Source organism: Streptomyces sp. NPDC045778, assembly GCF_056431945.1.
The window spans coordinates 116,848-133,423 of sequence record NZ_JBWKJZ010000013.1 but is presented as its reverse complement, the minus strand read 5'-3'; the positions used below and the strand labels follow the sequence as shown (position 1 = coordinate 133,423).

Below are 16,576 nucleotides of genomic sequence, written 5' to 3'. Positions count from 1 at the left end.
GCTCATCAGAGGGTGAGGACGACCTTGCCCTGGAGGTGACCGCCGTCGAGCAGCCGGTGCGCTTCGGCGACCCGCTCGAACGGGAACGTCTCCTGTACGTGGATCCGGAGCCTGCCCTGTTCGACGAGTGCGACGAGACCCCGCAGGGCGACCGGGTCGGGGTCGACCGCGATGCCGCTGAAGCGCATCCCGGCCGCCTCGCACGCGGCAATCAGCTCCGGATCGTCCTCCGCGACCGCCGTCACCAGGTGACCGCCCGGGCGGAGCACCGCCACGGACCGCTCGACGGTGTCGCCGCCGATGGTGTCGAGTACGACGTCGACGTCGCGGGCCACCTCGGTGAAGTCCACCGCCGTGTAGTCGATCACCTCGTCGGCGCCCAGCCCTTCGACGAAGGCCCGCTTGTGCCCACTGACGGTCGTGATCACCTGCGCGCCGAGCGCCTTCGCGATCTGGATCGCCACGTGGCCGACGCCGCCACCACCGCCGTGGACCAGGACGCGGTCGCCCTCGCTCACGCCCCCGAGGTCGACGAGACCCTGCCACGCCGTCAGCCCGACGATCGGCAGCGCCGCCGCCTCCACGTGCGAGAGGGCCACCGGCTTGCGCACCAGGTGCAACGCCGGCGCCGCCACGACCTCGGCGTACGCGCCGGCCGCCCGCGGGAACAGCGGCATCCCGAACACCTCGTCACCGGGCCTGAACCGCCACGTCCGCGGGCTCCCCTCGACCACGCCGCTGATGTCCCAGCCGAGGACGAACGGCGGCGGCCCGATCAACGGGAACTCGCCCGCACGCAGGCGCGCCTCCAGCGGGTTCAGCCCGATCGCCCTGACACGGACGAGAACCTCCGTCGGCAGGGGCCGGGGCTCGGGCGCGTTCTCGACGGTGAGCACCTCGGGGCCGCCGAGCGTGTGCTGGGTGATGACTCGCATGACACTCCTGGCTTCGCGGTTCGAGGGGAGAGACCAGGCTAGGTTTCCGACGGGAACCAGCAGGTGCCCCAGGCGGACCACGCCCCGGCACAGGCCAGGCGTGGCTGCCAGGGGCGCGTCGCCGCCGTAAAAGCGATTGATGCTCCGACGCCGTTCGTGAAGGATGCCGGACCGTGGCAACCAACACCGACCAGGACCAGCCCGCTCACGGACAGGTGCCGCCGGCCGACCGGCCGCTCGCCCTGATCACCGGTGTGGGCCGCACCGTGGGGATCGGCGCGGGCATCGCCCGCCGCCTCGCCGCGTCGGGCTGGGACATCGCCTTCACCTACTGGACCCCGTACGACGACCGCATGACCTGGGGCAGGGAGCCCGGCGCGAGGGAGTCGATCAGCCGGGCCCTGGCGGACCACGGCGCGTCCACCGCGGCGATCGAGGCGGATCTCGCCGACCAGGACGCCCCCGCGCGTATCTTCGACGAGGCCGAACAGCGGCTGGGGCCGGTCACCGCGCTGGTGATGTGCCACTGCGAGTCCGTCGACTCGGGCCTGCTCGACACCACCGTCGAGAGTTTCGACCGGCACTTCGCCGTCAACGCGCGGGCGACCTGGCTCCTCATCCGGGAGTTCGGGCGCCGCTTCGCCGCGGCCCCGGGGACGGGCCGGATCATCAGCCTCACGAGCGACCACACCGTCGGCAACCTTCCCTACGGGGCGAGCAAGGGCGCCCTCGACCGCATCACCCTGGCCGCCGCCCACGAACTCGGCCACCTCGGCGTGACCGCCAACGTGATCAACCCCGGGCCGATCGACACCGGCTGGATGCCCGAGGACGTCCGGGAGGCCTGTGTCCGCAGCAGCCCCCTGGGCCGCCTGGGCACTCCCCAGGACACCGCTCACCTCGTGGACTTCCTGTGCTCCAAGGAAGGCGAGTGGATCAACGGCCAGCTTCTGATGAGCAACGGCGGCCTCGCGTAGGCAGCACATCGGCGGCTGCCGCTCGCTGAGCCGTCCGATCGGCGTACGGACCCGCCCCCTCGGCGGCACTTCGCCGACGGGGCGAATCCGCTGAACTACATCTCGCCCGGGCGGGGCTTGTCGAGCCAGCTCGACGCGGTCACGCCGTGCTCCCACGCGTCCGGAGTGAGGGCGAAGCCGGTCGTGGTGCCCTTGCCCGGCGCGGCCGCCGACGCCGGGGCGGCACCGTCCCCGCCCGTAGCGGCAAGCGCCACGCCGCTGCCGAACGCGCACAGGGCGACCGTCGCCACACCCACTGCCACCTGCTTGATCACGAAAAGCCTCCAAGGCTCCGAAGGGGTCAACGCACGCAGTGAACCGACCGCTGATCAACAAGCGCTCAACACCGCGATGTTGAACCGCGGTGCTAAGTGGTTCACCCCCGGCTCACGTTCACCCGCCCGCCGCTCGTCAGCTCCGGTGTCAGGTCGACCTGGACCTGGTGCGTGGCCTGGCGGTCGACGCTGCCGCTCAGCTCGGCCGTCACCACGCCGATCCGGATGCCGCCGCGGCCCCCTCCGGAGTGGTGGACCTGGACGGTGAAGGTGAGGCTCACGTTCTCCACGGCGAAGCTCAGGTCCTGACCCTGGCTCTCCAGGCGGGCCGCCTCCAGCTCGCTCCTGATCTGACGGATCACCTCGGCCAGCCCCACGAACCCCGGTTCGTTCGACAACTCGCCTCCCCAGCAAGCCCGTTGATCTCGTTTGGCGTCAGTATGCGCCAGGACCTGACGGTCGTATAGTTGCGAAGTATGGCTGCTGGCGGGGGAGTCCAAGCCGCCTCGTCGACGGAGACGCCGAGCTGGGCCGTGCGGATCCGGGGCGCTGACGGGCAGATCGCGGGGGCAGGCATTCTGCTGAGCCCCGACCAGGTCCTGACCTGTGCCCATGTGGTGGACCGGGCGGCGGCCCGGGTCACCGCGGAGTTCGTGGGCGCCGCCGACCGCAGCGTGCCCGCGGTCGCCGCCTGGGTGGACGGGGACGCGTACGTACCGGAGACACAGGACGCGGACGGCGACCCCAGCGGGGACGTCGCCCTGTTACGACTGGAGCGGCCCCGGCCCGCCGAGGAGGCGGCCCGGCTGCATCGCCTTTCCGCGCCGGGCCGCGCGGTGCGGATGTACGGCTTCCCGTACGACCACAACGGCGGCATCTGGTTCCGCGCCACCGTCGTGGGCGGCTGCGGACGCGACGGACAGGTGCAGCTCAGCCCCACCAGCCCCGGCGAGCTGGCCGGCCCCGGTTGCAGCGGCGCGGGCGTCGCCGACAGCGGCACCGGTGACGTCATCGGCATGGTGCTCACCGGGCAGAAGGACCAGCACGGCAACCGGTTCTCCTTCATGAGCCCCGCCGAGACCGTCGTCCGGCACCTGCCCCAGGTCGAGCCGTTCCTGGAGGGGCCCACCGCCGTCGACGACCGGCTGCGCTCCACCGAGGACGACGCCGCGGAGGCGCTGCTCGACGAGCCGTTCGCCCAGCGCCTCGCGGCCTGGCTCCGGGACGACGGCCGACAGGTGAAGATCAGCGTCGTCCGGCACGGCGACGCCGCCCGCGGCGCCACGCTGCGCCGCGCCATCACCCTCGCCGACCGGGAGTTGCGCACCGCGGCCTCCGTCGGCCGGGCATCCCTCGACCCGCCGGGCACCGTCCCGTCGGCCGGCGGCCACGACCTCGCCGTGCACGCGGGCGGGCTCACCGCCGCGGAGATCGCCGAGCGGATCGCCGAGCGCACGGGCCTGTGGCCCCGGCACGGGGACTCCGCCCTCGACCGGATCCGGGCCGCGAAGGTCACTCTCAACCTGGTCGTCGTCGGCGTCGACGAGGCGCTCGACCCGCCCGCCCTGCTCGACCTCCTTGAAGTGCTGCGCGCGGGGGGCAGCAGGCTGCTGCTGGTCTTCCGCACGACGGGCGGCTGCTACGACCGCGCCCGCGGCGGACTCCTCACGCGGCCCGCGCGCGAGCGCGGGGAACGGCTCGTCGCACGGCTCAGAGAGATCACCGGGCCGCTCGCCGAGGCCCTGCGGGAACGCCTGGCGGCCGTGGTGCCGCACGGCGTCCGGCCCGTCGACTCGGACCTCGTGGCCGCCCACGCCGCCCTTGCCGACCTGCTCCGGGCGGAGGGCCGCGACCGCGAGCGCGACGGCGGCCGCGACGGTGGGTGCGACGGCGGCCGCGACCGCGAGCGCGACGGCGGACGCGACGGCGGGCGCGACCGTGACGGCGACCGCGACCGTGACGGCGACCGCGCCCGCGGTCACGGCCCGGACCTGGCCCGCTACGAGCGCCTCGCGGAACGCGTCGCCGCCCGCCTCACCCGCCACATCGCCCGGCTCGACCGCCTGAGCGACCGCCGCGAGGAACTCGGCGGCCGCCTGCGCGGCTACCACGTCCTGCACCAGCACTCCACCCAAGGCGAGGAGGACCCGGCCGTGGACGCTCTCTACCTCCGGGCGCACGACCTGCTCCAGACCCGCCCCTGCGACGTCCAGGCGGCCGAGGCGGCGGTCGACGCCTACACCCACCACGTGGACACCCACCACACCGGCGCCCGCCCCGACCGGCCCAGAGGCCCGGCATGAGCGGCGCCGCCTGCGTCAGAGCCGACTGCCAGGGCGGCACGATCATGGTGACCGGCTTCTGCGACACCTGCCTGAGGCGAGCCGTCGCCCCCGGCTCGCCGACGCCCGACGGACCGGGCCCGGACGCGCGAGGGAGGGACACACCGGCCGCCGGCCCGGGCGACGCCGCCGACCGCGCGAAGCGCCCCTCCGGCCCGGCCGCCGGCGAACTCGACCGCGACGGGCTCCTCGTGCTGCCCCACCTGCCGTCGCCGGAGTCCTCGGAAGCCGCCGACACCACGGCCCGGCCGCCCACCGGGGGCCGGCGCTGCGGGGTCGACAACTGCCCGGGCACGATCGGAGTCTCCTACGACGACGGCCCGGCACCGGACCACGGTTACTGCCCGGGCTGCGGCACGGAGTACTCCTTCCGCCCGAAACTGCGCCCCGGCGACCGGGTCGCCGGACACTACGGGGTGCTCGGCTACCTCGCGGTCGGCGGCCACGGCTGGGTCTACCTCGCCGAGGACACCCGCGTGCCCGGCCTGCACGTCGTCCTCAAAGGCCTGATCAACACCGGGGACGCCGTGGCCCGGCGGGCCGCCGTCGAGGAACGCCGCTCGCTCACCACGCTGCACCACCGGGACATCGTCCGGATCGTGACGTACGTACAGCACCAGGCGCCCGGCGACACCGAACCGACCGGCTACATCGTGATGGAGTACGTCGGCGGCCGCTCGCTCGCCTGGATCCGGTTCGCCCCCGAAGAGGAGCTGGACCGGCTCTTCGGGCCCGGCGGCTTCGAGTTCGGGCACGTCATCACGTACGGCTGCAAGATCCTCGGCGCTCTGGAGTATCTGCACGACCAGGGCCTGCTCTACTGCGACATGAAGCCGGAGAACGTCATCCACTACGGCCGCGAGATCAAGGTCATCGATCTCGGCGCGATCCGCCGGATCGACGACCGCTCCTCCGGCCTGGTGTACACCCTCGGCTACGGCCCGCCGAAGAAGGAACGCGACGAACGCGGCCTCGACGTCGACAGCGACCTCTACACCGTCGGCCGCACCCTGAAGGTCCTCGCCGAGCGGGCGGGACCGCCCGCGGGCCTCGCCGCCCGCTCCTTCGACGCGCTGATCCGGCGCGCCACCCGCCCCGAACCCGCCGCCCGCTTCCGCTCGGCCGCCGAGATGTCCCGCCAGCTGTGGGAAGTGCTGCGCGAGCACCAGGCGCTGAGCGGCCACGAGCCGTATCCGGAGCGGTCCACCCGGTTCGAGCCGACCGCCGCGCTGTTCGGCGCCGCCCTCGGCACGGTCCCCGCCCTCGGCCACTTCACCCACCGCCCCGCCGGGACGGGCCGGTGCTCCGCCGTCCCCGAACTGCCCGTCGGCGCCCCGGACCCCCGGGAGACCGCCCGTGCCCTGCCCGTGCCCCTGCCCGACGCGGGCGACGCCGCCGCCGTACTGCTCGGCGGGCTCGCCGCCGACACCCCCGACCGCATCGCCGAGCGCGCGGCGAGCGACCCGGCGCTGCGCACCGCGGAGGCCGCGCTGTGGCTGTGCCGCGCCTATCTGGAGGCGGGGGACGCCGACAAGGCCGCGGCGTGGGTGCGGACGGCCGAGGAACGCGTCGGCGACCACGACTGGCGGATCTTCTGGCACCAGGGCCTCGTCCAGCTGACCCGCGGTCAGGTGGAGGCCGCGGAGGGCGAGTTCATGGCCGCCTACGCCGCCCTGCCGGGCGAGGCCGCGCCCAAGCTGGCGCTCGGGTACTGCGCCGAGTACCTGGCCGGGCGGGAGACCGGGGCGGCCCAGGCCCAAGCCCAGGCCCGGGCCCGGCGAGCCGAGGCCCGCGAGCGGCAGGCCGAGGAGTACTACGAAGCCGTACGGCGCCGGGACCGCACCCAGGGCAGCGCCGCCTTCGGCCTTGCCCGCGTCCAGCTGCGCCGCGGCGACCGGCACCGGGCCGTCGCCGTCCTGGACGAGGTGCCGAGCACCTCCCGGCATTACGACGCCGCACGCGTGGCCGCGGTGCGGGCCCTCGCCGGCCGGCTGCCCGGCGGATCCGCGCCCGGCGCCGCCGAGTTGCGCGAGGCCGACGGCCGGCTCGCGGACCTGCACCTGGACGGCGGCGGCTCCTGGGACCGCCTGGTCACCGAGCTGAGGGAGCACGCGCTGGGCTGCCGTCCGCCCGGCGGCTGGGGGAACGGCTTCCCCACCGGCGAGTTGTTCGGCCCGGCGGACACCGAGCCGGCCCTCGCCGGCCTGCTCTCCCGGTCGTTGAAACGGCTCGCGGACCAGGCGGGCAGCGTCGGCGAGCGCGGCGACCTGCTGGACCGGGCGTACGCGGTGCTCCCCGAGCCGGCCACGGTCCGCGAGCTGCTGCGCGGCCGACGACGGCGTACGGCGTGAGCGAGCGGCGGCGAAGGCGACCGACGACGAGGGACGAGGTCGAGGGAGGCGCACGGACATGGCGGAGACAGGAGCGCCGGAAGCGGGCGGGGCAGGCCGGACGGCCGGGGCGGCCGGGCAGGTCACCGTCGGCCTGGAGGTCAGCCAGTGGAAGTACCTCTCCGCCGAGGCGAGCGACCCGCGGATGCACGCCGTCCTCAGCGTGCGCGTGGACGGCACCGAGGGCGGCGGCCCGGTCCTCGCACAGGTCCTCGCCCTGGACTGCTCCGGCTCGATGACCTGGCCACCGGAGAAGCTGCACGCCGCCCAGGAAGCGGCCGTCGCCGCGATCCGCCGACTGCCTGACGGCACGCCGTTCGCGGTGGTGCGGGGCAACGAACAGGCCACCATGGCGTACCCCGGCACCCCGAGCATGGCCCGCGCGTCGGACGCGACCCGGGAGCGCGCGGAGCGGGCGGTGCACGGCCTCGTCGCGGGCGGCGGCACCTGCGTCGGCGCCTGGCTGGACCTCGCCCGGCGGCTGCTGACCGAGCAGAACGCCCCCGTCGGGCACGTCCTGCTGCTCACCGACGGGAAGAACGAGCACGACGAGGAGATGCCGCTGGCGGGCGTCCTGGAGGCGTGCGCGGGCCGGTTCGTCTGCGACGCGTGGGGGATCGGCGACGGCTGGGACGCCCGCGAACTGCTCGGCGTCACCCGCAGGCTGCACGGCTCCGCCTCCTCGGTGCGGCAGGAGGAGGACCTGCCCGCGGAGTACGAGAAGCTGGTGCACCGCCTCCTCACCAAGACCGTCCCCGAGCTGGCGATCTCGGTGACCCCGATGCCCGGGGCCGAGGTGCGCTACCTCAAGCAGGTCTTCCCGACCGAGGCGGAGCTGTCCTCCGAAGGCGGGCCGGACGGTTCGTCACCCGCGCCTGGGGCGACGAGACCCGCCGCTACCAGCTGTGCCTGCTCGCCGACCCGGCAGGCCGCCCGCGCCGCGAGGACCTCCAGCTCGCCGTGGTCGCCGTCGACGTACCCGGCGACCAGGGGGCACGCCTTCCGGCGCCGCAGCCCTGCCTGGTGCACTGGACCGACAACCCGGCCCTGTCCCGGCACACCGACGCCCAGGTCGAGCACTTCGAGCAGCACCAGCGGCTCGGCGAGGCCATCGCCGCCGCGACCGACGCCCACCGCCGCGGCGAACGCGACCTCGCCGAGTACCAGCTGGGCCGGGCGGCACAGCTCGCCCGGGCGATGGGCGCCGACGAGCAGCTGACCCGCCTCGCCCAGCTGGCGCGGATCGACGACGCGGGCGCGGGCCGGGTCACCCTGCGCCCCGACGTCACGGCCGTGGACTTCGAGCACCTGATCGCCGCCAGCAGCCACAGCAGCTACGGCCCGGCGTCCGGCACCGACAGCAGCGGCGGCGCGGCCGGAGGCACGGCCGCCGGGGGCCCGGGCGGTGCCACCGTGCCCTGCCCGGCCTGCTCCCACAAGGCACCGGCGGCGGCCCGCTTCTGCCCCTCCTGCGGCCACCGCTTCGAGACCCGGCCGTGAGCACCACCGGCCGGGACCTGACCCGAAGACTCAGGCTGCTCCTCGCCCTCGGGGCCGCCATCACCCTCGTCCTCTTCCTCGCCTACCGGGGCGTGCACGACGACACCGTGCCGCTGTCGTCGTCGAGCACCCCCGGGATCCTGGCCGTCGACACCGCGCAGAGCGCGATGCGCGAGGCCCACGACGTGGTCCGCCACGGCGGCCCGGAGGCCGACAAGAGCGGCGAGTTCCACACCCAGGTCTCGGTCGCCCACCAGAGCCTCGCGCTCGCCGCGTCGGAGAACGTCACCGGCCTGGAAGGCCGCCAGGACCTCCAGACCACCACCGGCCTGATCGCCGTCTACTCCGGCTGGGTCGAGCGCTGGGGCCAGGAGCCGGACGACTCCCCGCTGCGCGCGGCCTACCTGTTCTACGCCGAACAGGTCCTCGGCCTCCAGGCCGGACCCGGCGCCGGGTCCGGCGGAGACATCCTGGGCCGCCTCGACGCCCTGCGCGGCCGGCAGCTCGACGAGGCCGGAGAGCAGGCAGCCTTCCCGTGGCAGCTGTGGCTCGGCTGGAGCACGGTCGCCGTGCTGTACGTCGCCCTGTGTGCCGCGCTGGTCGAGACCCAGCGGTACGTACGGCGCCGCTTCCGGCGGCCGGTCCAGGTGCGGCTGCTCGCCGCGACCGTGCTGTGCGCGGTCGGCGTACCGCTCCTTGCGTGGGTCACCTTCGAGGCACATGACGCGATGACCGAATCCGTCGCCGGGATCCGCGTGCCGAAGGACGACCCGGGCGACATCCCCCGGGTCGCGGAGCAGGTGCAGGACGCCCTGGCGCACGCCGGCCTCTGGGCGTCGCTGTCCGACTGGATACTGCTGGGAGGGGCCGTGGTGATGGCGTTGACGGCGTGGGGGCTGTGGCCCCGGATCGCCGAGTACCGGTTCAGGGCACCACGATGAGGACCGGCACGCGCACCGCGCCCCGCCGGCCCCGCCCCCGCACCCTCGCGGTCATCGTCGTCTGCCTGGTCCTGCTCGGCGCGGGCGTGGTCGCCGGGGTGCGCTGGGCTCGGGACGTGACGGGCTCGGTCACCCTGCTCGCCAACTGGAGCGGCGCGGAGCGCGAGCAGTTCGAGGACGACGTCATCGAGCCCTTCGAGGAGAAGTACCGCATCGACGTCGTCTACCAGGGCAGTTCCGCGCTGAGCCAGGTCCTTGCCGCCGACATGGCGGCCGGGGACCCGCCCGACGTGGCGATCCTGCCGGGGCCGGGCGAACCGCTGTCCTACGCGGCCGAGGGCAGGCTCAAGCCCTTGGACGGCCTTTTCGACCCCCGGCAGTACGACGACATCTGGGCACCCGAGGTGACGATCCCCGGCCTGGGCAGCCACACCTACTGGCTCCCCGTCAAGACCGGTCTCAAGAGCATGGTGTGGTACGCGGGCGCCCGGCCCGACGTGCGCGCGGCGGGCACGCCCGGGCGGTGGTGCCTGGGCATGGAGTCCGGCGCGACCTCCGGCTGGCCGGGCACCGACTGGGTGGAGGACATCCTGCTCCAGCAGGCCGGACCCCGGCTGTACGAGGACTGGGCGAACGGCGAACTCCCCTGGACCGACAACGCCGTACGCAAGGCCTGGACCACCTTCGGCGACCTGGTCGGCGCCGGCCGCAACCACCGCGTCGAGCAGGCCCTGACCACCGGTTTCGGCGCGGCCTGCGCCCCCGGCCGCCTGGAGCACCAGGGCTCCTTCCGCGCCGCCCACTGGCAGCGGGCGGGCGGCGCCTACGTCCACTCCGCCGAGGTCGTCCCCGACGCCGGCCCGCACGCCGGGGCCTGGGAGGTCTCCGGCGACCTCGCCACCCTGCTCAACTCCTCACCGGAGGCCGAAAAGCTCATCCGCTACCTGGCCGACCCCGACACGGCGCTGCCGGAGTACACCGCCAACAAGGAGGCCGCGCCGGAGGGCGGCCAGGACAGCACGGCACGCCGGATCGCCGCGAGCCTGCGCGCACCGGGGGAGCCTCTCTGCTGGGACGCCTCCGACGCCATGCCCCGCACCACCCGCGACGCCTTCCACCAGGCGGTGCTGCGCTTCCTCGTGGCCCCGAAGCAACTGGAGGCCCGCCTGGAGGAATTGGAGGCGGTACGCGTCGAGCAGGACCTGCCGGTGTGCGGTGGCGGGTGACCCTTTGAAGGGCCGGGACGCGGCCCGCCGGTCAGGGCAGCGGGCCGCCACGGGCGGTGACCCACAGGTCGTACCACTCCTCGTGGGTCAGCTCGGGCTCGCGGCTGGCGGCGTCGCGGCAGGCGCGGATGCGGTCGGGCCGGCTGGTGCCGATGACCGGGGCGATACGGGCCGGGTGGCGTTGCAGCCACCACAGCAGGATCGTCTCCGGAGTCGTGCCCTTGCGTGCGGCGAGGTCGGCGACGAGCCGGGCTGTGGGCGAGTCGGCGGCCCCGGTGTAGCGGCCCTGGGCGAGGGCGCCCCAGGCCTGGAGTTCGATCTCGCGGGCGTGGCAGTACTCGACGGTCCCGTGCGGGAAGCCGTTCTCCGCCGCGGCCGGGGTGTTCACCAGGACGCCCGCCTCGACCCAGTCCCGGCTGCCCAGGCTCATCTCCAGCTGGTTGGCCACCAGCGGGAGGTCGAGGTGGCCCTGGAGGTGCGTGATCTGCGCGGCGCTCATGTTCGACACACCGAAGCGGCGTACCAGGCCCTGCCCGTGCAAGGAGGTGAGGGCCTTCGCGATGTCCTGCGGGTCGGCCAGCGGGTCGGGCCGGTGCAGCAGCAGGACGTCGATGACGTCGGTGCGCAGCCGGGTGAGGCTCTCCTCCACGCTCCGGACGATGTGCGAGCCGCGCAGGTCGTACATGCCGGGGTGCACGCCGTCGGCCTGCCGGATGCCGCACTTCGTCTGCACGACGACGCGCTCCCGTAGCCCGGGCGCTCTGTCGAGCAGCTCCCCGAAGACCGCCTCGGCCTTGCCGCGCCGGTAGATGTCGGCGTGGTCGAACACCGTGATGCCGATGTCCAGGGCCGCCTCGACGGCAGCCTCGGCGTGCGCGATGTCCGCAGCGGTGTACGGCACGCTGTCCCAGGTGCCGCCGAGCCCCATGCACCCGTACACCGGCTGCCCGGTACGCAAGTCGCTCTGCCCTGCCATGCGTTGCCCTCCCTCTCGTGGTGCCCCCGCGAGATGTGCCCGTGCCGCACGCCCCTACCGCGGCCCTCTCCACAGATCCTGCCCACCAGCAGCCGCGATGATCTGCGCCGCCCGATGTTCTTGGCCTTCTCCAGGCCGCGTAGGCTCCCCGAATGGCAAGCAGCAGCTACCTCCTGCGAGGACCGCGGGTGGCCGTACGCCACGTCCACCGCCAGGACTACGACGAGCTGACGGCCTTGGCCCGGGAGAGCGCCGCGATGCTGCGCCGCTGGCTGGGCGCCCGCGAGACCTCGGCGGAAGCCTTTGAGAGCCGCCTTGAGCGGTTCGGGCTGCCCACCCATGAGGGCTTCGTGATCTGCCTGCGCGACACCGGCGCGATCGTGGGCGGCATCAACATCAACGACATCGTCCGGGGCACCCTCCAGAGCGGAACCCTGGGCTACACCTCGTACGCTTCCACCACCGGCCGCGGCTATATGACCGAAGGCCTGGGCCTGGTGCTCCGACTCGCCTTCGGCGAACTGGGTCTGCACCGGCTGGAGGCGAACATCCAACCGGACAACACGCCGTCGCTGAACCTCGTCAAACGCCTGGGCTTCCAGCGTGAGGGCTACTCGACCGCCTTCCAGTACATCAACGGCGAGTGGAGGGACCACGAGCGATGGGCCATCACCGCGGAGATGGCACGAACAGCAGCACAGATCACGAACTGACCTACGCGGCCACGACGAACTGAGCCGCAGCCTCAAGCCCTCGTCGCGCTACCGCAGCGGCGACCGGTGGTGTACGGGTGCGGAGCGCGGGCCGGGCAGGCCGCGCCGGGTGGGTGCCGCGGGGGCCCCTGTCCTCGCGGCGACGGCCGCCCGCGCGCGCCGCGCCCGTCTACGAGCGGAGCCCCGTACTAAGGGACCGGGAGCGGAGCCCCCGTACTCAGGGACCGAAAGAATTCTGCCGCGTGGCGTTCGACGAGCCGAGCGCCTCCGAGAACCCCTGACTCGCCGCGCCGCGCTCCAGCGCGCCGCGGTCTCCCGAGCCGCCCCGGCGCCGCAGGACGACGAAGCACGCCGCTGCCGCGGCCGCGAGTACAACCAGCATCGACACAATGAAGAGCATGAAGCCCCCCGTTCGGTAGGCGGAACCGTGTGGTTCCTCAGTGATCCATTCTCGCCTGTCACCTTTGCATCTGGGAAGCCTGTTCTTCTCCCGCTGTCCCAGGCGCAGTTGTACGCCTGTGACAGAACGAGGACGCCGCGGAGGAACGCCTGTGACTCGGTGCGAGATACAAATACCGCGACCACCTGACATGTACCGCGCCACTGCTAGGGGAAACCGTGAAGCACACCCGGCTCACCGCGCTCACCGCCGTCGGCCTCGCCGCGACCCTCTCGGTCACCGCCTGTGGCGGCGACGACGCCGGGAAGGACTCCTCCGCCAAGGGCTCCTCGTCCTCGTCGTCTTCGTCCGGTTCCGGTGCGGGCGGTGGCTCGAAGTCCGATGGCGGCTCGGGCTCGGAGGCCGGTGACACGAAGACGGGTACCGGCGGGGAGGCCGAGGAAGGGACGGACAGGACGGACACGAGGGGCACGGCGAAGACCGGCGGGAAGGCCACGTTCTGCAAGACGGCCGACCTGACCATCGAGGCCGCGGACGCCGCGCCCGACGAGGAGTCCGGCAGGATCGACATCACCATGACCAACCGGGGTTCGACCACCTGCTCGGCAACGGGTTTCGCGGGCGTCGACATCAAGGACGCCGACCACACGACAAGCCCCATCGAGCGCGGCCGGGCCCAACCGCGTATCACCGTCCTGAAGCCCGGCGACGCCGCTGTCTTCAACCTCGCCTACGACATCGACACCAGCGGCCACAGCCTCGCGTCCCCGACCCACATCCTGGTGACGCCCCCGAACGAAACCCACAGCGTGAACCTGAAGTGGCCCGCGGGCGCCGGGGACATCAAGGGGGCCTACACCGACGTCCAGGTCTTCCCCACCCACACGACCAACTAGGTTTATTCTGAGGGCGCGTTGGCGTGGGTCATAGTTTGCCCATGAAGAAGCTGGTGCTGGCGACTGCGAGGAGCAGGTAGGCGCCGGGGAAGGCGATGTTGTAGAAGACGCGTGCGCGGACGTGGAACAGGACCGCGCCGATGAAGAACGCGGTCAAGCCGACTCCGGCCGCCAGGCCCAGCCAGTGGATCCCGAGGAGGCCGGCGAGAAGGCCGGCAGCTCCCGCGAGTTTCAGGGTTGCCAGATACGGCAACGCGGCTGGCTCAAGCCGGACCTCTGCGGAGTTCGCCAGCACGAACGGCGCTCGCGCGTAGTCCGCGATCGCCATGAACCCGTTCGCGACGACGCACCCGACAGTGGCGATGATCAGTACGGTGCTCACGAGACGCACGACCCCACGACGACGAACGGCTCTGGCGGCACCGGCGCCCCCGCGGCTCGGCTGATCAGGTCACGCGTGCGGACCAGGCCCTGGGGTGCAGCAGACGCCGTCCGGAGGGCGGCGAACACCTCCGCAAGTTGCGGCCGGACCTCGGCAGCTGTGCCGCTGTCGGTGCGGAACCGCACCATCTGTAGGCTCATGACGTGGTCATCTCCTCGGGATGCGAACGGGATGCGAACAGGAATGGGTTGAACCAACAGTCCCGACGTTCGCCGGCCCGAAAAGGTGACACCCATGCCGATCACAGTCGAAGAATTCGAGACCGCACGACCGCATCTGCTGTCGGCCGCCCACCGCATGCTCGGCTCGGCTCATGACGCCCAGGACGCTGTCCAGACGGCATGGCTGCGGGCCATGAACGCCGGAGCCTCGTCACCGATCGAGAACCCGTCAGCCTGGCTCACCACGATCACCGCCAGAGTCTGCTTGGACGAGCTGCGCGCCCGGCGTCGGCGCAACGAGACGCCGCTGCTCGCGGACGCCGTCCCGGCCGCGGAACTGGCCGCGGACGAAGCAATCCTGCGTACAGAGGACGTCTCCCGGGCGCTCATGGTCCTGCTGAACCAGTTGACCCCGCCTCAACGGGTCGCGCATGTCCTGCACGACCTGTTCTCCGTGCCGTTCGACCAGATCGCACACGTGCTGGGCGGGACGGTGTCCAGTGCCAAGAAGCATGCCAGCAGGGCCCGACAGCGCCTCGAAACCGCCGCTCAGCACGCCTCGGAGCCGAACAGCAGCCCAGACCAGCAGATCGTCGAAGCCTTCCTCACAGCAGCCCGGACCGGGGACACACGCACGATGATCCAGCTGCTCGCCCCCGACAGCATCCGCGACGCCGACGCGGCCCTCCTGCCTCGCGGAGGCCGCACCACCGTCATCGGCGCTGTCGACATCGCCACCGAGACCGTGCACTTCCGTGATCGCATTCAGGCCGCTTGCAGACTCACTGTCAACAACAGGCCGGTGTACCTCATCGCCCCAGGAGGACACCCTCTGGCCACGATCGAGATCAGCACAGCCGACCAAAAGGTCACGCGCATCACACTGCGCCCGTCCCACCCCGACGACCACTTCGCCCCCGCCCCACCGCCGACAACCTCCTGACCCGCAACAACTAGAGGGTGTCTGAGAAGGGCCCTGTCAGGGCAGGGTCCTTTCGGCCCGGTGCGGCAGGAGCATGACCGTGGCCAGGTAGATCGCGTTCTCTTGGCTGGCGGCCAGATCTTCGTAGTCCTCGGAGAGCCTCCGGCACCGGCCCAGCCAGGCGAAACTCCGCTCGATCACCCAGTGGCGGGGAACCACAGGGAACGTCGGCACCCCGCGCGCAGGGGCGTCGGCCTTGGCCCAGGTGCACGAAGCCACCGTCCCTGCGCTGCACGGTCTGGATGCTGATCCCGGTCTGGTCGCGGACCCAGGCCAGGAAGTCACGGCCGCGATAGCTTTGTTCGGCCGACAGATGCCGCAGCCGCGGAAACCTGCCGGCACACCGGGCCAGCCGCCGCGCTCGGTGGCCTTGACGCTCTGGCTGTCGCACTCCCGCACTCGGTGTCGGTTCACGGCCCTGACCTGTACGTTCCCGGGCACTGAGGGCCGCGGGGATCTCCTCCCAACGGCGCTAGATCCGCCACAGCCGCCACTAGTGATCGACGGTCCGGTACGGCGGGAAGTCGTGCGGCAGCAACCGGCTCGCACCCAGTAGGCAAGGGCGTCCCAGGAGAGTGGGCAGTCCATGTGCTGGTGGAGGCCAGGAGGGCCGGACGTCGTCGGCACCCTCTAGACGGTGGGCCAGGCCGGCCTGAACACCGGCGGCAGAAGCGGTGTCTAAGGCACCCCCTCACACCTAAGGCCCCCGCCCCCCGCAAGATGCGGAACCTTCCCGATGTGCCGTACCCCCCTGGGAAGCGAAAGTGGAGTCATCGCACAGAGCGAGACGAGACACCGAGCACCACAGGGGGACACGAGAATGTTCGACTACGAACTCCACCAGTTCCGCGCCGCCGAGTTGGCCCAGCAGGCCGCCCGCCACCGGCTCGTACGAGAAGCCCTCAAGGCCGCGAAGCCGCGGCGCCGGGTGCTCGGCCGGGAGGGGGCCGAGGCCCGCCTGACGGCCGGGCGCACCGCCCGCCGGGCCGACCGTTACACCCGAGCGGCCTGACCATGGCCCTGGGCCCCCGACCCGGCACGCGGCCGACGACGGCTGGAAGCAGTGAAGGCCCCCTCCGCGGAGGGGGCCTTCGTGTGGAGCGCCCGGCAGGCCTTGCACCTGCATTTCCCATCGGATGATGGGCGTCTTTCCTTGGACCACAGACGCGTGACTCCCGCGCCCAGCGCCGGAGTTACGAGTAGATCGTACATGGGATTCGGAGTGCCTGGGTCCGCGGGCGGGGCTCCTTGCACATGACCGAAACCACGCCTCTCGGCACGCCGTGCGCCGCATTGACCCCACAGTGCCGTCACGGTTCCATGGCCGTGAGCCTCCAGTGGGGAGCTGGGGGAGACGCCGTGTTCCAGCTGGGGGGAAAAT

Annotated in this window: 19 protein-coding genes; 11 read left to right on the top strand and 8 right to left on the bottom strand. The window is 72.7% G+C overall.

Features of this window, described 5'->3' with window-relative positions; genetic code table 11:
• Positions 1-5: 5 nt before the first annotated feature.
• Positions 6-935, bottom strand: coding sequence for an NADP-dependent oxidoreductase (locus AC07GB_RS18815; RefSeq protein ID WP_478846737.1), 930 nt, complete (start codon positions 933-935; stop codon positions 6-8).
• Between the two features lie 173 nt (positions 936-1,108).
• Between AC07GB_RS18815 and AC07GB_RS18810 the strand changes: the two genes are divergently transcribed.
• The gene (locus tag AC07GB_RS18810) at positions 1,109-1,912 is read left to right on the top strand and encodes an SDR family oxidoreductase (protein WP_478846735.1); all 804 of its coding nucleotides are present in this window, start codon (positions 1,109-1,111) and stop codon (positions 1,910-1,912) included.
• A 95-nt stretch (positions 1,913-2,007) separates the two neighbouring features.
• On the opposite strand, the gene AC07GB_RS18805 is transcribed toward AC07GB_RS18810, so the two are convergent.
• On the bottom strand, positions 2,008-2,226 hold the full coding sequence (locus AC07GB_RS18805) for a hypothetical protein (protein ID WP_478846733.1): 219 nt from the start codon (positions 2,224-2,226) through the stop codon (positions 2,008-2,010).
• 101 nt (positions 2,227-2,327) lie between these two features.
• A complete protein-coding gene (locus tag AC07GB_RS18800; protein WP_478846731.1) occupies positions 2,328-2,624 on the bottom strand; it encodes a trypco2 family protein in 297 nt (98 codons plus the stop codon).
• A 78-nt stretch (positions 2,625-2,702) separates the two neighbouring features.
• Between AC07GB_RS18800 and AC07GB_RS18795 the strand changes: the two genes are divergently transcribed.
• The 6 genes from AC07GB_RS18795 to AC07GB_RS18770 are packed head-to-tail and all read left to right on the top strand — an operon-like array spanning position 2,703 to position 10,625.
• Entirely contained in the window at positions 2,703-4,529 is a 1,827-nt protein-coding gene (locus AC07GB_RS18795; RefSeq protein ID WP_478846729.1) for a trypsin-like serine peptidase, read from the top strand.
• Positions 4,526-6,919, top strand: a complete 2,394-nt coding sequence (locus AC07GB_RS18790) for a tetratricopeptide repeat protein (protein WP_478846727.1) — start codon at positions 4,526-4,528, stop codon at positions 6,917-6,919. The genes AC07GB_RS18795 and AC07GB_RS18790 overlap by 4 nt, the downstream gene beginning before the upstream one ends.
• Positions 6,920-6,977: 58 nt before the next feature.
• Entirely contained in the window at positions 6,978-8,177 is a 1,200-nt protein-coding gene (locus tag AC07GB_RS18785; protein ID WP_478846725.1) for a VWA domain-containing protein, read from the top strand.
• Complete coding sequence (locus AC07GB_RS18780; protein WP_478846723.1) at positions 8,156-8,458, top strand: hypothetical protein; 303 nt, start codon at positions 8,156-8,158, stop codon at positions 8,456-8,458. The genes AC07GB_RS18785 and AC07GB_RS18780 overlap by 22 nt, the downstream gene beginning before the upstream one ends.
• Positions 8,455-9,399, top strand: coding sequence for a hypothetical protein (locus AC07GB_RS18775; protein WP_478846721.1), 945 nt, complete (start codon positions 8,455-8,457; stop codon positions 9,397-9,399). Before AC07GB_RS18780 ends, AC07GB_RS18775 begins: the two co-directional genes overlap by 4 nt.
• The gene (locus tag AC07GB_RS18770) at positions 9,396-10,625 is read left to right on the top strand and encodes an ABC transporter substrate-binding protein (RefSeq protein ID WP_478846719.1); all 1,230 of its coding nucleotides are present in this window, start codon (positions 9,396-9,398) and stop codon (positions 10,623-10,625) included. Before AC07GB_RS18775 ends, AC07GB_RS18770 begins: the two co-directional genes overlap by 4 nt.
• A 31-nt stretch (positions 10,626-10,656) precedes the next feature.
• Here AC07GB_RS18770 and AC07GB_RS18765 read toward each other — a convergent pair whose 3' ends face one another.
• The gene (locus tag AC07GB_RS18765) at positions 10,657-11,601 is read right to left on the bottom strand and encodes an aldo/keto reductase (RefSeq protein ID WP_478846717.1); all 945 of its coding nucleotides are present in this window, start codon (positions 11,599-11,601) and stop codon (positions 10,657-10,659) included.
• Between the two features lie 152 nt (positions 11,602-11,753).
• On the opposite strand from AC07GB_RS18765, the gene AC07GB_RS18760 reads away from it, so the two are divergent.
• Positions 11,754-12,314, top strand: coding sequence for a GNAT family N-acetyltransferase (locus AC07GB_RS18760; RefSeq protein ID WP_478846715.1), 561 nt, complete (start codon positions 11,754-11,756; stop codon positions 12,312-12,314).
• A gap of 217 nt (positions 12,315-12,531) precedes the next feature.
• Here AC07GB_RS18760 and AC07GB_RS18755 read toward each other — a convergent pair whose 3' ends face one another.
• Positions 12,532-12,696, bottom strand: a complete 165-nt coding sequence (locus AC07GB_RS18755) for a hypothetical protein (RefSeq protein WP_478846713.1) — start codon at positions 12,694-12,696, stop codon at positions 12,532-12,534.
• 236 nt (positions 12,697-12,932) lie between these two features.
• On the opposite strand from AC07GB_RS18755, the gene AC07GB_RS18750 reads away from it, so the two are divergent.
• Positions 12,933-13,610, top strand: coding sequence for a DUF4232 domain-containing protein (locus AC07GB_RS18750; protein ID WP_478846711.1), 678 nt, complete (start codon positions 12,933-12,935; stop codon positions 13,608-13,610).
• A 28-nt stretch (positions 13,611-13,638) separates the two neighbouring features.
• Here AC07GB_RS18750 and AC07GB_RS18745 read toward each other — a convergent pair whose 3' ends face one another.
• Both AC07GB_RS18745 and AC07GB_RS18740 read right to left on the bottom strand, forming a co-directional pair.
• Positions 13,639-13,992 (bottom strand): DoxX family protein, encoded by a 354-nt coding sequence (locus AC07GB_RS18745; RefSeq protein WP_478846709.1) that lies wholly within the window; start codon positions 13,990-13,992, stop codon positions 13,639-13,641.
• The gene (locus AC07GB_RS18740) at positions 13,989-14,192 is read right to left on the bottom strand and encodes a hypothetical protein (protein ID WP_478846707.1); all 204 of its coding nucleotides are present in this window, start codon (positions 14,190-14,192) and stop codon (positions 13,989-13,991) included. Before AC07GB_RS18740 ends, AC07GB_RS18745 begins: the two co-directional genes overlap by 4 nt.
• Positions 14,193-14,286: 94 nt before the next feature.
• Between AC07GB_RS18740 and AC07GB_RS18735 the strand changes: the two genes are divergently transcribed.
• Positions 14,287-15,156 carry a sigma-70 family RNA polymerase sigma factor gene (locus AC07GB_RS18735; protein WP_478846705.1) on the top strand — a complete coding sequence of 290 codons (870 nt, stop codon included), beginning with the start codon at positions 14,287-14,289 and terminating at the stop codon, positions 15,154-15,156.
• Positions 15,157-15,192: 36 nt separating this feature from the next.
• Here the strand turns inward: AC07GB_RS18735 and AC07GB_RS18730 are convergent, their stop codons facing one another.
• Positions 15,193-15,783, bottom strand: coding sequence for a transposase (locus AC07GB_RS18730; RefSeq protein ID WP_478846908.1), 591 nt, complete (start codon positions 15,781-15,783; stop codon positions 15,193-15,195).
• Between the two features lie 232 nt (positions 15,784-16,015).
• Between AC07GB_RS18730 and AC07GB_RS18725 the strand changes: the two genes are divergently transcribed.
• Complete coding sequence (locus AC07GB_RS18725; protein WP_478846703.1) at positions 16,016-16,207, top strand: hypothetical protein; 192 nt, start codon at positions 16,016-16,018, stop codon at positions 16,205-16,207.
• The last annotated feature ends 369 nt before the right edge of the window (positions 16,208-16,576 follow it).